The sequence below is a fragment of the Gilliamella sp. Choc6-1 genome (assembly GCF_001690385.1).
Lineage (GTDB): Bacteria > Pseudomonadota > Gammaproteobacteria > Enterobacterales > Orbaceae > Gilliamella > Gilliamella apicola_A.
In genome coordinates this window covers 220,629-238,257 of the sequence record NZ_LZHI01000066.1, presented here as the reverse complement: position 1 = coordinate 238,257, position 17,629 = coordinate 220,629, and the positions used below count along the sequence as shown (strand labels likewise).

The following is a 17,629-nucleotide window of genomic DNA, read 5'->3' as shown; positions in this document are numbered from 1 at the left end:
GTGACTTTAGTGGGCGCACTATTTTTTAGATTTTGTTGACCTTCTTTCCCCAAATCGCTTGCATTCACTTCATGGTGGGCGGTTTGGCAAAGTCCTTTTCGGGATGCCAAATAAAAATCTTGCTCGGATAGGTAGTTGCCCGTATCACTAATGGGGTAAGGTGGGTATAAGTCATTGCGAGCTAGGTTGCCAAATATGGAGCGGTTTATCCATTTGTCCATTTCGTCCCATTGGCTGCCGTCGTCGTAAGTGCCAAATAGAAAATTAAGAATAAATGGCGCTAAAACTAAAACCAGCCCCCATGGTCCAGACAACGCAAACGATAACCCCAATCCGGCTATTGCAAAACCAATACAAGAACTGACCATAAAACTAACGGCGCCAACATCACCCCGGGCTAATGCTTTATTGGCACGACAGATATCATTTAAGCTATCCACCAATGCCAATACTTTACCTGCTGCGCCAACAAAGTTCCCTGCTTTACCTAGCTTATTGAGTACTTTTAATAAGCTTTCGTTACGTTCACCAAAAAGAGCCGCCAGTTTGATGCCGGAGATTGCCGCTTCAGATGCCGTTAGGGCTATATCTAAATAAGTCCTAAATAAGGCTTTTGATACTTTATCAATTAAGACTGAATCGGTTAGTGTGCTCAGTTTTTCCTGTAAATTCTTAATTTGAATATGCTGATAAGCTAACGTCAATACATTAACAATACCCGTCGCTGAGGTGTCTAATACAGTACTTCGCCACTGGCTTTCTGCTTTCAATTTAGCTGATTGCAATTCATCATAACTAATTACATGGGCTTCTTTAAACTTTTCTACTTTGGCTGTGCCCTGACTGGTGGTCATGGTGCTTTCAAAGTTGAGCCGCTGTGCATCACAACCAAAGGTCATGAGTAAATTAAGCTCTACGTGTTGTCCTTGTGCTTTTTTAATGTCTAGACTTTTTAAAACAAATTTTTCTTGGGTTGCAAAATAACGACCTTGAATTTTTTTCCCTGCTGAGGTAACAAGTTTGCCGCCTCGCTCCGTTGGGAAGACCACTTTGGCGCTATTGCCTAAGGTGTCTAAAAATGCCTGCAAATTACTTACCGGTACCTTTACGGTGTATTGTTTATGCGTTGCGGTGGTAAACATATTCATTGCTTGGATTAGGTGCTTGTCAGCAATGGCAGTATTTAGCTTGTAAGTTGAATTGTGGGATAACGTTTTGACTATGTTGGTCATTGAGAGCTTAACCAGCTCTTCAGTTAAGTAAGCCCCTACGGTGACATTTTCTTTAATTTTTAAGTTCATTATCGGGTCGGCTAAATCTAACACCGTTTTTATGCCCGATAGCGGGTTGGCAACCTCGGCTGTTTGTGCTTCACTATTTGTGTCATTTTTTGCTAATATCGCTTTTACTTCGGCCGTTAGTTGTTTGTCAGCTTCGCTCACATTACCAGAGGCAACATTAAATAGGGTATAGCTTCCTTCTTTGCCCTCAATGAAATGATGATAAATACTCGTTTCATTATTTATTAATAGTGTCCATAACTCCGCTTGTTTGTCTAAATAAAGACTGCCAATAAAATCATTATCTAAAATAATATGTAAACTTGATAAAGCATTTAGATGCCGGTCTGAGGTATCTGGGGCACATTCGTCTAACCAAAATGGCAGGGTGTTTTTTTCACCAAATAGCCATAACACATAATTGAAGTAATCGTTAGAGACCTTTTCCACATAGGTAACTAAATTTTGGTACAGTGTTTTATTTAATGCGTGGTATTGACTATAAGAAGCTTCGTTTAACCGTTTGGATTCTTTTTTACTCCAAGCTTCATCCCTTCGCCATTCGGCAAGGATATTTTTAGCATTGGGGTACCTGACAACAACAACATCATAGTCATCACCATGGATAGGGCTATCGCTATTTTGTTTATAAAGCGCTAAGATTTTCTGTTTTTGCTCAGCGCTAATCTTAACTCGTTGATAATCGCCTAATGGCGGATTGTTGGTTGAATATCCAACCCCTTTATTACTTAGGTACCTAAAATAAAAATACTTGGCTGTTAAGCTCATGGCTGCTTCATAAGCTACGCCATTTAACGGTAAGCCATTTTCTGCGGCAAATTCACGCTCACCAATAACATCTAACACGGTAATTTCATCAAGGTAAATCTGGTCTGGTGTACCGGTGTTGGGTCTCATGTTTGGGTTATAGTGATTTTTTAGCTCATCTATTGCCGCCCTTCTTTTTCTGAGCGTTAATTCATCTTTATTTACTGAATCTTTATAAAACGCAAATAAAATACATTCCGATGCCTCGGTGGGTTGATGATTTATTTTTAAGATATCTTTATAACTTTCTATGCTGTTATATTGATTACGGGCATAGCTTGTTTCGGGTTTAAAGTAAAGAAAAGGTCTATCATTGTTTGCTTGTGATTGTTGCTTGCTAAAATAATTTTGAATTGCTTTGGTTCGTGGACCGGCTAAATTTGCAGCTACTTTTGTACGTACGTTGCCCTCAGATTTATGCTCTAACCAACCCTGAGGCGGGGTGCTAAATCGTAAATAGTTAGGGGTGCTATTAATCTCTTTATACTGCTGGTTATAACTGAGATCTAAAATATTTTCAGCATAAAACGATTTGATGATATCAGGGTCGATATCGTTGCCTATTTCGTCTTTACCTTCAAGAATAATTTTCTCGGTGGTTTTACCCAAATTTGCGCTTAATCTTTTTTGTAAAGCAATCACCTGTTCTTGACTGCGACCCGCTAATCCATTGACTATCGGCGCTAATAGCTGTCTGCGTTGGACTGAAAGCTCTTCGGCTAGTCCAAAGCTGTCTTCCACCAGTATGACCCCAATTTCATCGGTTTTGTAATTTGAATGCTCTCGTGCTTCACTTCGATAGCTGTTTATGGTTTGTTCAAATTCTTTATGCACGCCACCGACCGCTTTTCTTAATGAGTTAAAATGGCTAGCCGTGCAAAATAAGGTGCTAAAATGACGCAGTACTTCTTCAGTGGTGTTGTTAATTAAATCGTCTAAATTCACTTTTTGGGCATAAAACACCCCTTTGCCTATCTCTTTATTGGCTGAGGTATTTAGTGCCGTTGTTTTTGCTTTTAATGATTTTTGATATGCCGTTTGTTGTTCTTTATCAAAATAGTCAAGTACTTCTTTATCGCTGCATTCAAGTTCAAGCAAGTAACGTTCTTGTGTGCCTGTATGCATAAAGTCGTTAAATGAAAAACTGCGTTTTTGAGATGCCGCCATCTCTTCTGGTTTGGTTTGGGTTAAATCAATTTCAGTAAAACGCTGTTTGCGTTTGTCTTCGTTTTGACGATAATATTCAACCGTTTTTTTATCCCAACGGTAAGAACTGTAGGCTACCCACGCTTTGTCATAAATTTTATTGTCTATTGTGATAAATTTCGCTTTAAATTGATGCCCTTCTTCAATACACGATGTTGGTAGCGCTTTGGGGCGTGAACCTTTGACGTTTCTAAACTCTCTTAAGCGAAAAGCACCTGAATTGGTCACTTCAAATACACTCACTTTTAACAGGTCTAGGTTAGTACCTTGCCATTCTTTTACCGATTTATTTTTTTGTAATAATAGATAGACATAACCTTCTCTTAAGGTTCGATAAGCATATTTAAAATGGGTTAGCGCTTCTTCTGGCTCTCGGTCTGTTAGGGATAACATGCCTTTGTCCCATTCAATCCCTTTAAAGTTTTTAGGTACCACACTTTTTCTAACTAAAAAAAGAGGAAAGCCCTTTTTTTGGCATGCACCACATTTACCATTGTTCAATACCATGTTTTCCTTGGCTTCATTAATCAGCTCAGGTGTTACAACTGGTGGCTCGTTATTGGCTTGAAGATCGTTGTCGTTAAATTCTGAGTTAGTATTGTTAATCTTTGTATTGTTTGCATCCATTTTATTTCCTTATTGTTCATTATTTATTTTTTATTTAATAACATTTGAAAGTGAGTGTGTATGGCTAAAAATCGTTCAGACAAAGTACCTGGCGAATGTACTGCTACATCATTAATAACAGTGACAATTTCTTCATCTTTTAGCAATTCACCATACTGCATTGAGTAGTAGGTATATACCGTTCTGTCTTTTATGTCTGTTAGGCTAAATGTATTGACAGCGGTATAGTAATGTTCCACTAATGCCATTAAGTCTTTTTCACTAACTTCATCGTCTATTTCTTCTTTTATGTCGTACCAATTGACATAAAGCCTGAACAAATTAACGGATTCTTTTTGGCAAAAAGTAATTTTGGGCGGCAAACTCGACGGTAGTAGTTGTTTGTTTTTAGCCGGTTTAATTGTCCTTAATTTTTGTTGTATATCTATATAGTAATAAGTTAAATTATCCGGAAGAAAAACATTTATCCAATCAGGTGTGGTTGGATGACTATCTTGTAATAGCTGCATTCTAAATGGTTCGTAGAAAGGAGCAAATGACATGTTGCAAAGCTCCCCTAGCATTAAACCTATTTTGACTATTCTTTGAGCTATTTCATCAATAGTTTGTGGTGCAACAAGCCATCCACACACATAAGGTTTGGCTGCTAAAAAATCCTCATTAACCTGAATAATAGAAGATAATAATAGTTCTGTATTGACATTTTGATCAGGCTGACCAATACAGACTAGATGAGGGCATGTAAATAATTGATGCGATAACGATGGTCGTTTAACCACCGCAATATCTTTTTTAGGTAAAAGCTGTTTTAATCGTTGTGCGTAAAGTTTGCTTAATTCACTTGTTGTCCCTAGCATATCAATTAATAGGTAGCGATAATGCTTTTTGTTTTCTTCACTATTTAACTGGTTTTGTAAGGTTATCACTCCATTGCCTCCGAGCAATCACTACCTTCTGGCAATTCGACTTTTGGTGCGTCGTAATTTGATGCACTAAGTACGCCCAAACTTGCTGCTTTTACATTGACATCCCCCGGTGCGAGTATTTTTACCCCTCCATTTTCAATGATAATAGCTACGCCATCACAAGCTAAGGTGAGTTTTTTATTCGCCGATATGATGACTTCACTTTCGGTGCTGGTGATTTTCATGTCTTGTCTTGAACTTAATCGCATTTCGTCATTTTGAGCTTGTATGTCTACATTTCCTTTTGAAGCAAAGATTTTTATGCCCATTTTATTGGCAAAGAGACTTATCATATCGCCAGCTGTTACCATGAAGCGTTTGAAGGCACTGACATCAACATTGTTTTGTGCTGTCTGAATCAGGTTTTCACCCGCAGTATGTTGTATTGAGCTTGGCGTAACATTGGCCATACCCGCGGCTGCGTAACTGAGTATGCCAGGTTGTTTTAACTCTTCTAAACTTTGTTCAAGCAGTTGTTTTTGAGTTTGTAAGTCGGCAAGTTCGGCTTCTGCCGCTTCGGCAAGAGCATTTAGTCTTTTGACCATTTCGCAGGCCTGAGTTAGCTCTTTAACAGCATTGTCCATTTGTAATTGCATGCCACCTGCTTGGGTTTGCTCTTCACTGGTGAGGTATAAACCTTTGCCCGCTCTTATTGCTCCCCATTCATCAGTACGCAGCTCTATCCCCTCACCCCGTTTTTCTTTATTTTCATCCACTAAATGCCCAATGTTAAGTTGGGTTTTGCCGTATTCAGTGGCAAGTTTGATGTGCTCTTGACCGCGTTTGTCATCCATGCGCAATTTATTATTCGCTGGGGTGCGAATCACATTGCGGTGTTTGTTAGCTGCCGTAACAAGATCAGGGTGGGCACTGTCGTGCATGGCATGGGAAATATAAGGTCTGTCAGGATTGCCGTCAGTAAAAGCAATCGCTACTTCTGTGCCGTCTATTAATGGAAAGTGAAAACCATAGGTGCTACCTGCATAAGGTTTAGCAAGTCTTATCCATAAACTCTCACTGCCTTTTTTCCAGTTTTTTAAATCAAAATTAAATTTAACACGATATCGTCCTTGGGTATCGATATAGCCATAAGTATCATTGTCAGGGCTACTTACACGTGCTGGTAATGTTCCACTGACTTGTGGCCAAGCTATAGGCTCTGGACGGTACGGCTTTAATACATTAAAAGGAATGGCGGTAAAGCTCAGTTCGTAAGAATCGGTGCGACTGCCTTTTCCCGCTACACTTAAAATAATTATCCCTTCATTCATGCCGGCTAATGGGTTGCCATTGATGCAAATCAGTTGCCCAGGAGCTAGATTATAACGGTTGGTTTTACCACTAATAATAATTTGCTTACTGATTGCTCGCTCATGACGTATACGGGCATACCAGCTACCACCTTCCGGAGCATCGCTACTGCGATATTCATGCTGTGATCTTTTCTCATCATCGCCGTCATCACCATTTTTTCCGCTATTATGATGATTTGAACTATTACCAATTAAACTTTTATAATGTTCTGCGTAACGATAGTTGGTACCATAAGTGGTTTTGTCATCAGGTTGTGAATTTACTGTGCTGAGTAAATTAGCCGTTGCTTGTCGATAGTTATAATCTTGTACTTGAACCGCTGATTCAACGGTTTGGCTGTGCATGCTAATATCCCAAATACTTTCAGTTCCACCGTCAAGAGTGCCACTTGGCAATTTGTAATCGATGTTGGCAACCTGCTCAAATCCCTGTTCATAGTCACTGATGACAAGAACATCACAATCATGCTCAGCATGGCTTTCAAAGCGAAACCAAATGCCAACATCAGCCATTAATCTTTGAATAAATTCAAGATCACTTTCTTGCCATTGGGTTATAAATTCTCTTATTGGGTATTGTTCCCTAAGTTCTAAACGGTAATCTATTCCACTAAGCCCAGAATTCCTTAACACCTCTTCAACAACGCCAATAACACTCTGGTTTTGAAATATGGCGCTTTTACGATTTAGCGTTAGTCTAGCTATTCGTGGCGATAATACGACTTGGTAATGTGCCTCGTCTTTATTTACAGATAATTGACTAAATTCAGTGATGATGCCATAAATTTTGCGTGAATCGCTACCCATTCGCAAATCACTTAAGGAACGAATTGCTGAACTTAATATATTTTTACCTGTTGGATTAAACGAAAATGATGCGTCTTTATTTAAAAAAGACTCTGTTGATAAAACTTTATTGGTACTGGTAAAGGTAATGGTGTAACGCCACAATTGGTTTAACGTTTCTTCACCACTAACGTTTAAAGTAGAGATTGGTGATGTAATCCCATCAATCATTAAGGTATATCGGTTATGGCTAACAGTGTCTGATTGTCCATTGATTAAATTATTACCTACTTGGTTCATAATTTTACTTAAATCTTTTTTCAATTTTATCTCCTTTTCATTCCTTATTTCATCTTGCTACCTTGATTCGATATCTAATGTATTCGTTTTACTTAGATAACGTTCATCTTAAATTTATTTTTTCACGTTAGTGACGCGCTGTTTTTCGGCTGTATTTTAACCGTGCTTTGCCATCCGACATGAAATATGTCCCATATTTTACAAGTCCACCTTCTTTAAAATAACAGACCAATTCATAACCTAATACCATTGCGTCATTGCTTTTTTCATCTATGTTGATATCAATTGAAGCTAATCTTGGCTCATACATCAGCAGTGTCCGTTCAATCGCTCTCATTAAGACATAAGCCGATGAAGGTAGCGCTTGAAAAACGGTGGACATGTCTGGTAATCCATAGTCTGGCAGGTGGTGAATTGCCCCTGCACGACTATTTAAAATTCGTTCAATGTTATCCATGACACTGATAATGGTTTGTTCATTTTCGGCTACGTCATCGATCGGTATGCCTGATTCAAAGTAACCGTATAGCATGTCGTATAACGAAGCACTCATTTTTACTCTTCTTCCTCTAATTTTATTGAGTATTGTTTTGCCGAAATTTCACGTGCTGAAGTAATGTTTAGGTCACCACGCTTTAACACTAATCGCCATGTGTTATTTTTTAGGTTTGGCTCTTTAAAAAGTGCAATAACTCCAACGGCATTCGCTTTTTTGTTTAATGGTGTATCAATTGAAATTGCGGTATCAGGTTTTAATACGACTTCTTTACTTTCTAACAATGAATCGCCTAATACATCACTATCTTGAGTAACTAGGTCTTGGTAAGTTGCAGAATTAAATTTGTTATTATTTTTCAATTGGTAAATGCGTATTACAACTGGTGAAGATCTTCCGTCATCCCCCATGTTTAATTCTGATCTGGCTATGAGGTCTAAATGCAGTGTTCTTATATTCCATTTAAATACTGAATCACTAAGATCCGATGCTGATTCAGTTACGCTTTGTGCAATACCACATCCTGTTAACCATACAATTGATAAACTCGCAATTAATAATTTGATTAATTTCATTTTGATTCCTTTTCTTTTTAATGTGCATTGTAATCAATCCCCGAATATTGCCCTATGTTTATAGCAACGGTTTCTTGAATTGATTCATTATTGGTGTTTGCTTTGCTAAATGAGGCTGTCAGTCCTAATCGACAATTCTTCGAGGTTAGCCTGCTACTTGGCAAAAAGTTTTTCTTGATTTTAAGTGTTAGTTTGGCATCAACTTGATAGCCTAAATAAACTCGTAATAAAGCTAATATATCTTGAAATAATTGACCATCCGGCAGTAACTCTGCTATCTGCTCTTCATATTGAGGAGTGATAGCAATATGGATAGTTTGGTTGCATTCTTTAAAACGCGATCCTAATGCTCTAGCACCATTTAATCCCATTCGCTGTTGCCCTTTTCCCCCTAATTTGACCGGCGTGTCTATAGTGTGCCAAATTGGATAAAATTCAGTGACATCTACTTTGGCGTCATCCACCATCACCCGAATTAATCCAGCGACCCCTTCAGCAGTGCGTGTTTTTTGAGACATTAATCCTAATAATGCCAAAAAACGGGATAATGGAGTGCCTATTTGGTCACCTGTGCCTTTAATTCCTAAACCTATTAAGCCCAATAAACATTGGGAAACAGGATCACGCCCGCCGCTGGTAAAACTCGAAGGGTAGTGATACTTTAACCATATACGATAAAACTGCGTGATGATCCGGTGATTGAACATATCCAAAAAATCTGTCATCACTTGGTAATTATCTTCACGGCGTATAATGTTGTTAAGTAATCTTAACGGTAATACGGCATCAACCCCATATAATCCAAGAAATCGGGTTCTGACTGTCGCAGGACGATTTAAATAAGGCGTCCGTTCAATATATTTGAGCTCACTAGCTGGAAAAGACATGTCCACCGAAGGTGCAAAACGCAATGGGTCGGCAGCAGGTGATTCGTTTTTACCCAATATAGGTTCTGATGCATATAATTGTTCAAGTAACTGACAAAAACGATAAAAGTTTATTTTTGGCAGTTCTTTTTCAATCATTTGCATTAAAGGGCTGTTTTCGATACTTTGCTCTGATTCCATACTATTTTCTTTCCTGTTGGTAAACTAATGATAACCAGTTGTGTAAATAGATTAACATCGGCATACAAGGCAAAAAATTGCTGTAGTAATTCGCCAAATAACATCATGTCACTTTCACCTGTGAATTGATAACTGTTTAGTGTAACTTCAATTTCAATTCCACGTTGTAACATGCCGTTTTCTGTTCGTTTTATTATTCGATGTGAGACTTCAATAATTCCTTCTAAACGTCGGCGATTAATTTCATTTTCTGTCCAGTCGTATAAAGCAAGTGTTCCACGTAACACTTCGGCATTCATTAGCGATAGGTAGTTCGGCGCTAGGTGTGATAGTACTCGCCAATAAAAACGGTCTTCTGTTGGTGGGTAACATGGCATTGTCGGCGAACATAAGTTGCGTACTTTGGCAATGCTACTATGAGAATCAGCAAGTTCGTGAATTCGAGCATTACGTAACGCTTTTCGCGGTAACATGCCATTGGTACCTGTTACTCGTAAAGATAACGTTTCATTTTCAAAGTGTTCATCTTTATCCCAGATTTTTCCACCAAGAATTAGCCATGTGTCATGCAGCCCCGATGCGCCTTTACGAACGCGCGTGTGATAATAGCGTTCTGGTGAGTCATGTCGTAACATACCACCACGATGTTTAAAACTAGTAAAAGGAACATAACGATATCGTCCTTCTTTTGTAATAGCTTCTACATGTTCAACTGAGTAAACTTCGACATGTCCGTCTTGTCTTAATAATGGGCGAAGTAGGTATTCGCTTTCTAATTGATTTACTACAATAGGATCGGCTTCCATATCAAATAGGTTAATGACTGGAACACAATGTAAACGGATATTGTCATAAGCCAATGGCATATCGCTTGGCCAAGTTTCACTAAGTGTTAATTCAATGTCAATATAGGTACAAGATTCTGGTACATTTTTTATGTTTAAACCATGCAGATCAACAAACATGAATTTTTCACGAAATGCAAAATATTCTAATAGCAGTTGATAGCCAGAGAAAGCATTATCTGGCTTTAACCATAAGCGATCCTCATCAGCAAATCCTACTGGTGTTATTTTACCGTCGAAGCTAAATTTTTCTTCGGTATTAGTTGAGTAGCGTAGATGCATAGCCGCTACTTGTTGAGTTAAAGCATGATGTAATGTAGAAGCTATTGGAGCATCAGCATTGAGATAAAGCCGTAAACAAGACAGGTCGATCTGTTCAAAGTCAGCTAGCTCACTAAAGCTTAAACGTATTGATATTACACTTCGGCCGTCATGACTTAATTCAAGTTTTGCTCGATTTATTTTTATTGGTTGTAATGTGACTGATTGTGTTGTTCTAAATGGGCATTTAGTTCCAACATGCCCTAAGGGCTCAGTCTGTACTTGTAATCCTTTTGGAATCACTTCTTGGCGCGATAATATGGAATAATCAGGCGTTAATTCAACTATCGACATGGAAGGAATTAAACGCAGGTAATGTGGCCAAAGTAATGTCACCAAACTTTCAGTTAGTTCGGGTATATCATCGTCAATTTTCTGACGTAACCGCCCGGTTAAAAAAGCAAAACCTTCAAATAATCGTTCTACGTAAGGATCGCGATCACCTACACGATCTAAGTTTAATAAACTTGCTCTGTCTGGGTGTATTTTAGCGAACTCTTTTCCAGCTTCTCGCAAATAACGCATTTCTGATTCGTAATAGCGTAGAATTAAATCATCCATTGTTTTTCTCTTAACTGATTATATTTTTGTCTTTTAGTTATAAATAATGTTACATCGCATTTAATGCACGAGCAGGATCAAGCTGCATTAATTCATGTTGTAACAGATCTATTTGTTCTGGCAGATTGACTTTTATGCCGTCTTTTAATTGGCTTTTTTGTTTCATTAATCTCAGTAGAAAACGTTTTACATCAAAGATTAATTCGGGCTCCCATTGAATTAATGTCAATGTTTCTTGTTGATTATTCAATCCAATTAGTAATTTTAGTGCAATATCTTGTTTACCAAGCTGTTCAGCAATTCGAGCTTGTGTATATTGAAGTAAATATCGTTGCTTCGGTGAGCGTACAGATGGTAAGTTTTGTAACCATTGAAATGATTTTTCTAAATTTTCGCTACGCGCTAATTCTTGGGCTTGTTTTTCAATTTCTACCCAATCGTTTTCGCCCGATATTGAAACTGGACCAATGCTGTCATCTTCATCTAAATGGTGTATACGCGCGTTTGTCGCTATCCAATTTAAGGTTTCATCGTCAGCAAATGGCATTCCATTATCAAAACAAAGGCGCTCAATACCATTGAGTCGTTCTAACATTAATCCGATGTCAGCCAAAAAAATATCTGCCCAAGATTGATGAGGCTCACCCAATTTTTGAAGCGATAAGATCGTTGCTCGTTGTAAATCTAACCAGAAGTGATTTGCCCCTTCCATAAAGGCAGCTTCAACACGTTCAAATAATTCCGCCCATTGTTGTTGTAGGATCAATCGATTAATATTTTGTTTAAGTTCAGCCCTTGGTGCTGGTAAGCGTGTTCTACCTCTCTGATCAACTGGCGGTAAGTCAATTATGGTATCCCATCTAAGTATTCGTAAAAATCGCCCTGCTGGTAAATACCCTTCTGGTTTTTCACGCAGGAAAGCAGCCATTTTGCGAGCTTGATCAAGAAGATCACGTTGAGAGCTAATTTTTACATCAGCAATTTTTATCGGCGATTCAACAGCTGATGCCGTTTCTGTTGTTGCCTGTTTTGCTGCTTCTTCAGTTGATGTATTTGCAGCTTGTTGCTTTAGGTTGTTATTAAAAAAATGAAAAAGTGCTGATAAATCTGGTGGTTCAACCGTTTGTTCTGGCGTTTCACCTACAAATAATTTTTTACAACTTTGATCTATTTCATTTAATGCAATAATAATACGACTTAAATTTTCTTCAGAAATTGGCTGCACTAAGGTAAGTTGGTCGATAAACCTAGCATTAGCTAACCATTCGATCGCATTTTTACGAATGTTATGTCGAGAGGGATAGATCGATGATCCAAATGTGTTAAGTAAGCCACCAAGTAGTTCTATCCCATCTGCATAGCCATCTGCACCGTCAACGTATAATCGAGCAAGACAATAATAAGTAGCAACACGGATGTCTTTACTACTTTGTTTTATCATGTTTTCGCTTTCAGTAACAATCATTGGGTAATCAATGCCTGAAAGCTTATTGATTTCATCTTTTATTTCTTGAAAAGTATCATAATAAGTTAAATCTTCACCCGAAGGTTTGTCTGGACTGATTGGTTGTAACCAATCAGTCCATTTTTGATTTAGCTGTTCTTTTGCTGATTCACTGGTATCTTGCGTGCCAAAGATACGACTTAACAGTTGGCTAAACATAACAATTTTCCATTATTTGATTTTTATTAATCTCTATTCAAATACCGTTTGTGGTAAATTAAAGTTGCGTAATTTCAACAGTGTTAATGGTCCACCACCTAACTGTGTTCGTAGAATGAATCTTAATTTATTGTCATCAGGTGTCTTCCATACTATCTCATAACGTGATGAGTCTAATGGTTTAACTGACGCTGTTTCAAGAAGTCGTACCCAAGCCCAATCTCCATTAAAGTATTCATAAAGTTGTAAGCCAGTTTCATCACTGCTCCAGCTAAGTTGTGAATACGGTGAGTAACCATCGCCTGGCCAGTTAAATCGTTGCCATGTTGGTGCTTGGTTAAAATATTCCAATTTTTGTTTGTTGATAACTAATTCTGTGCGAGCTATTTTGTCCCCACTTCGTGGCATTAAATCAAATGATAATCCGATATCGCCCGATGTAATCAATTCGGATGAAATATCATTAAATAAATTTAATGTTTCAAGAAACTCTGGTGAGAAGTTTAAACCTTGGGCATTGACAGCATTGACAATCCATCTTCCACCTTTTTTCTCTAGAACACCACTTAGTTCGTTAATAATGAAGTTATCAATAATTCCTGTGTCAGAACGTAGGAATCGAGCAAGCTCCGCTAAAGATGCTTCATTTTCACTATTTTTGAATGGATAGCGTCCTGCAAAGGATTTTTCCCATTGGTTCACAATGTAATTTTGCCAAACTTCATTGAAACTGTTTGTTGCAGGAGAAAGTACAACTTGCCACGATTGTTCAAGTGGTTGTTTAAACAAACTATAACCAAATCCAGCCCATTCATCTCCAAGGTTAGCTGCAATTAAGTTTCCGTAATCTCGTGTTTCTGTTAGGTCAACGGACGTGCCTTTAAAAACACTTTTAGCTAGCACTTGCATCATGGCTTGAGGATCAGGGCTATTTGTTACATTTTGTAATTTTAAGCGCACTTGTGTAACACGTGATAAATAACTCTGTAATGAAAGCCCACTGTTATTATCATTTTTAAGTAAATTAATTAAAGGGGCAAATGTAGCAGTTAAAGGTCCTGATCCTTCATTCTCTTTTAGCATGCTTCTTGATGATTTTTTACCCATAATTTCTTGCGCAGTACGCATTAAATTATCAGATATGCCATCTTTTGAGAACTCAGTTTCTGATTCATATTTGACAATATTAATCAAAGCGATGAGTGGGGAATGCCGGCTATCAGCAAGTAATGTTAATTGTTCAATAGAGTCTGAAATATTTTCAGTTTGTTGCCACTGTATAGTATTTAAAAAATATAACCAAGCTGCACCAAATTCATTAAAATAACGTTCAGTAAGTTCTTTTTTCAATACTTCAGGCGAAATTGCTCTTGTTAGGCTATTTTTACCACCTTCGCCTAATACCCAGTCAATTTGATCTCTACGTGTTTTAGCCGCATCTTCAATTTCATCTTTTATGGTGTTTTCCCATGCTTTTCGAGTGTAGATACCCGGCACTTCAACATCATTAAAGAAGAGTATATGACTGTCTATCCCAGGCAGTAATTCATATAAACTTAGATTTGAATACTGTTGACTAGCACGTTGAATTATTTCTTGGTACAGTCTATTAACCGCATTTTGAACACCTATTTTATTGATTAATACTCTTCGTGAATTTTTAACCAATAGTTTATCTTCGCTTAGCGTCCAGTCAGAATGCGTTTTAAGCATTTGTCCCCAAAAACGAACCAAATCAGGCATTAGTCGCTGCCAATCACCGTCGTTAACACCTTCAGGTGTTCGCCATCTTTGCGAAGCAAATTGGCTTAAATATTTGCCATCACTTTTATCTGATTGGCTCATCATTAAATATGCTTTTAATACATCATATGCAGAATCAACAAGTTTAGCTCGCTCAGGGTTATCTGGTGGTAATTCAGTTAATAAAGTTAAATAATCTGTCAATAAATTATGAAATGGTGTAGCAATATTGCGTGAGTTAGTTGTTCTATAGCTAAGCAATAATTTATTTAACAGTGGATCATTATGATTTAATCCAAAACCATAAAATAACGGTACGCCATGTTGTTTGCGATACAGGAGCTGTTCAATGCGTTGTTGTAATTGATATTGTATCTGTAATCTTGCTGTATAATCTTGTTTAACAGAATTATCAGCTTGTGTAGCCAACTCAATACTTTCATTAATTAATGATGCATTTTTAACGTAGGATGTGATTAAGCCTGCGCCAAACATCAAAATAGCTCCGATAAGAGCACACCCAGAAACCATTCCCCATTGAAGACCAATACGTTTACCAGTTAGCTGCGTTGCATCATCACTGATTGACTCCCATGTTGGTGTCATTGTAAGGTAGTTATCAAAGAATTGTTCTTCTTCATCGGTTGGTAACTCTTGATGAGGTATGAAAAATAGTCCACGAATACGCGGAGAATATGGCAATGAGATCAATGCATTTAGGTAACGCCTAATATTTTCTATATCGCCTTTAACTAGCTTTTGACTTAATTTAAGTAAGAATGTATATAAAACGTTTTCTTTTATTTGCTGTACTCCACGCTTACTGCATTCTTCCGATAGTTTATTGAGTGAGAATACCACTGATTCCATTGATTCTGGTGTTAAACTAGAGAAGAAAAGACCAACACTTTGTTCAGTTCTCCCTGCTTGTGACCATGTATTTTCTTGGGCAGCAACTAAGTAGAGAGGTGCAGACCATTTTAATAGTTTATCTCGCGATTGGGATTGTAATATTGCCTTCTCAATAATTAATTGTTGTTGTCGAGAGTTGACAAGATAATCTTTATTTACAACCCATATGATTGCATCTAACGGTTTACGAGAGAATGGTAACCAACGTGAGAAGTGTTTTCTTAATGCGATTGACCATGATGTATTAAGTTGTTCTTCAACATCACCGCCATAGATCATTAATGTTTTATCGTTTAGCTGCCATTTGTCTTGTTGTAAACGAGGAAATGCTGATTGAACATCAGTTGATGTACCTAATACAAGGCATTTGCGAATTTTATAACGCCAAAATAAACCGCGTCGGTATTTACATTCTTTTTGAATTTCTGAAAATTCATTAAATGTTTTTATTTTTTTATGGCTAGTAGTTGTTTCTTTAGGATTAAGTGATTCACGTTTAACTCTATCTCTTACCCAGCCTATACGACTTCTTAAAATAAGGGAAGGAGCTATAATCAGACCCACTATAAATAACATGCCATATAGCCATATCTCAAATTTTCTTCCTAATGTCTTATAACCTAACTCGTCGCCAAAAAGGTATATACCCATGGCTAATGATGCGGCTCCTATCAGGATAATGAAAATTAATCCAAACTGCTTCCATTTACTTCTCATTACAACACCCTTTCCCGTTTACGCTAATGTCACTACCGAAAATAACCATTGATTTTGGTTTCTAGTAGCAATTAAATTATTCCGTTTAGTTTTATTTATCATTTCAGAACTCATTGCTAACGCTAGCCAATAAGATAACTCTGTTTGTTTACCTACAAACTTTTCTAGTCCATATAATTGCTCAGGCTCTACACTTTGATTAACTAGCTGTTTGTTGATTTCTGTTTCTTGTTTATTATCTAAATTAACAAACCAAAGATGACTTACTTGTTTTATTGCAGGTTGCATTTCAACCATTTGCTTAATTGCAATTGGCAATTCTTCATCAATCATCGGTCTTAAAATTTGAGCTTTAGCTTTCTTTATTTCTAAATCTTGATATTGGGCATTATTTACCAATAAAAAGGCAGCTAAAAACTCTGAGGCACTAGATTGAGTATTATTAATAATAATTAACTCAATCATTGGCTGTGGTGAATCTATCCATTCGGCAATTTTTTCAATATTAGGCACAGTGTCAATCATATAATTTAAATTATAATCATGTTTAATCCCTGAGTTACGATAAGCTCGAGCTATTTCTCTATCAATATTTTCATATGAGTCAATTGGCATATAGAGAGAAATATTGATATTTGCTTTACTCGGTAAGATCGATATAGCATCGCTCATTGAACAAAATATATTATCAAAAGCCGAGGTTAGTTCAGACTTGTCTTTAAATTTTAGCGATTTATTAATTTTGGAATGCAAATTTGAGCCATTCTCTAAAATAGAACTGGCAGTTATTTCATCCGGTATTACATAAGCGCTGTCAAGAACCAATAATGACTTCATTGCCCACTTTTGCCAATTTTGTTCAACTTTTTTTTGTTCATCTTGCCAAATATCATATTTTTCTTGTGCAAGCCCATATAGGTATAATCGAATACTAAAAGCTGAACCACCTATTAATGTCGGAAAAAATGCTACACCGACCCAATATGTCCACTGTGAGGCGTAACTATCATTTGGCCAAGCTTTTGCAAGAATAAAGCTTGAGATAATAGCTAAAGCAGTGATAAAAAGCCCCCATCTTCCGCGATTTAATTGCACTGGAGGTCTTACAATATTGGTAATATTAGGTTTAGGCCAAGACATAATATTATTCAATCTCCGCAGTAGTAATTGTGGCTATAACTTTACAGCCACACGCACACTCGCACTGATCCATCGCTATCCCTTTTCCATCTGAAAAGCTTTTTTCAGATGATTCCACAATTGGATTTACACCATGATATTTTATAGGGCAACTAACCAGATCACCAATTAAAGCAGCAGGCTTACCTTCTATAATCATAGCTGATGAAGCCGAAATTACCGATCCACCGTGTGTTGTTGGATCTCCTAATCGCACTATATTCTTACCCATTTTTTATTTCCTT

The 17,629-nt window shown here is 37.4% G+C and carries 11 protein-coding genes; all 11 read right to left on the bottom strand.

The genetic code is table 11. The features are described 5' to 3' along the window. A partial coding sequence (locus A9G36_RS09440; RefSeq protein WP_141670645.1) for a toxin VasX occupies positions 1–3,941 on the bottom strand: 3,941 nt, incomplete at its 3' end. 23 nt (positions 3,942–3,964) lie between these two features. After that, positions 3,965–4,867: a hypothetical protein gene (locus tag A9G36_RS09435; RefSeq protein WP_034943641.1), complete on the bottom strand. Its 903-nt coding sequence runs from the start codon at positions 4,865–4,867 to the stop codon at positions 3,965–3,967. Beyond that, entirely contained in the window at positions 4,864–7,329 is a 2,466-nt protein-coding gene (locus A9G36_RS09430) for a type VI secretion system Vgr family protein (protein WP_051825027.1), read from the bottom strand. Before A9G36_RS09430 ends, A9G36_RS09435 begins: the two co-directional genes overlap by 4 nt. Before the next feature lie 103 nt (positions 7,330–7,432). After that, entirely contained in the window at positions 7,433–7,858 is a 426-nt protein-coding gene (gene tssE / locus A9G36_RS09425; protein ID WP_034943643.1) for a type VI secretion system baseplate subunit TssE, read from the bottom strand. Between the two features lie 2 nt (positions 7,859–7,860). Then, positions 7,861–8,376, bottom strand: coding sequence for a type VI secretion system lipoprotein TssJ (tssJ, locus tag A9G36_RS09420; RefSeq protein WP_051825029.1), 516 nt, complete (start codon positions 8,374–8,376; stop codon positions 7,861–7,863). A 17-nt stretch (positions 8,377–8,393) separates the two neighbouring features. Continuing rightward, positions 8,394–9,443 (bottom strand): type VI secretion system baseplate subunit TssG, encoded by a 1,050-nt coding sequence (gene tssG, locus A9G36_RS09415; protein WP_065569374.1) that lies wholly within the window; start codon positions 9,441–9,443, stop codon positions 8,394–8,396. Further along, positions 9,407–11,170 carry a type VI secretion system baseplate subunit TssF gene (tssF, locus tag A9G36_RS09410; protein WP_065569375.1) on the bottom strand — a complete coding sequence of 588 codons (1,764 nt, stop codon included), beginning with the start codon at positions 11,168–11,170 and terminating at the stop codon, positions 9,407–9,409. The genes tssG and tssF overlap by 37 nt, the downstream gene beginning before the upstream one ends. A 49-nt stretch (positions 11,171–11,219) precedes the next feature. Continuing rightward, complete coding sequence (tssA, locus tag A9G36_RS09405; protein WP_065569376.1) at positions 11,220–12,833, bottom strand: type VI secretion system protein TssA; 1,614 nt, start codon at positions 12,831–12,833, stop codon at positions 11,220–11,222. Between the two features lie 33 nt (positions 12,834–12,866). Further along, positions 12,867–16,205: an ImcF-related family protein gene (locus A9G36_RS09400; RefSeq protein WP_065585657.1), complete on the bottom strand. Its 3,339-nt coding sequence runs from the start codon at positions 16,203–16,205 to the stop codon at positions 12,867–12,869. Positions 16,206–16,223: 18 nt separating this feature from the next. Further along, positions 16,224–17,345 (bottom strand): hypothetical protein, encoded by a 1,122-nt coding sequence (locus tag A9G36_RS09395; RefSeq protein ID WP_034943660.1) that lies wholly within the window; start codon positions 17,343–17,345, stop codon positions 16,224–16,226. A 4-nt stretch (positions 17,346–17,349) separates the two neighbouring features. Then, positions 17,350–17,616 carry a PAAR domain-containing protein gene (locus A9G36_RS09390; RefSeq protein ID WP_065569378.1) on the bottom strand — a complete coding sequence of 89 codons (267 nt, stop codon included), beginning with the start codon at positions 17,614–17,616 and terminating at the stop codon, positions 17,350–17,352. Between the last annotated feature and the right edge of the window lie 13 nt (positions 17,617–17,629).

Bases quoted from the DNA above. Each gene is read 5' to 3' on its own strand.
- tssA (WP_065569376.1), bottom strand. From the start codon at position 12,833: ATGTTTAGCCAACTGTTAAGTCGTATCTTTGGCACGCAAGATACCAGT.
- A9G36_RS09390 (WP_065569378.1), bottom strand. From the start codon at position 17,616: ATGGGTAAGAATATAGTGCGATTAGGAGATCCAACAACACACGGTGGA.
- A9G36_RS09400 (WP_065585657.1), bottom strand. From the start codon at position 16,205: ATGAGAAGTAAATGGAAGCAGTTTGGATTAATTTTCATTATCCTGATA.
- tssF (WP_065569375.1), bottom strand. From the start codon at position 11,170: ATGGATGATTTAATTCTACGCTATTACGAATCAGAAATGCGTTATTTG.
- A9G36_RS09395 (WP_034943660.1), bottom strand. From the start codon at position 17,345: ATGTCTTGGCCTAAACCTAATATTACCAATATTGTAAGACCTCCAGTG.
- tssG (WP_065569374.1), bottom strand. From the start codon at position 9,443: ATGGAATCAGAGCAAAGTATCGAAAACAGCCCTTTAATGCAAATGATT.
- tssJ (WP_051825029.1), bottom strand. From the start codon at position 8,376: ATGAAATTAATCAAATTATTAATTGCGAGTTTATCAATTGTATGGTTA.
- tssE (WP_034943643.1), bottom strand. From the start codon at position 7,858: ATGAGTGCTTCGTTATACGACATGCTATACGGTTACTTTGAATCAGGC.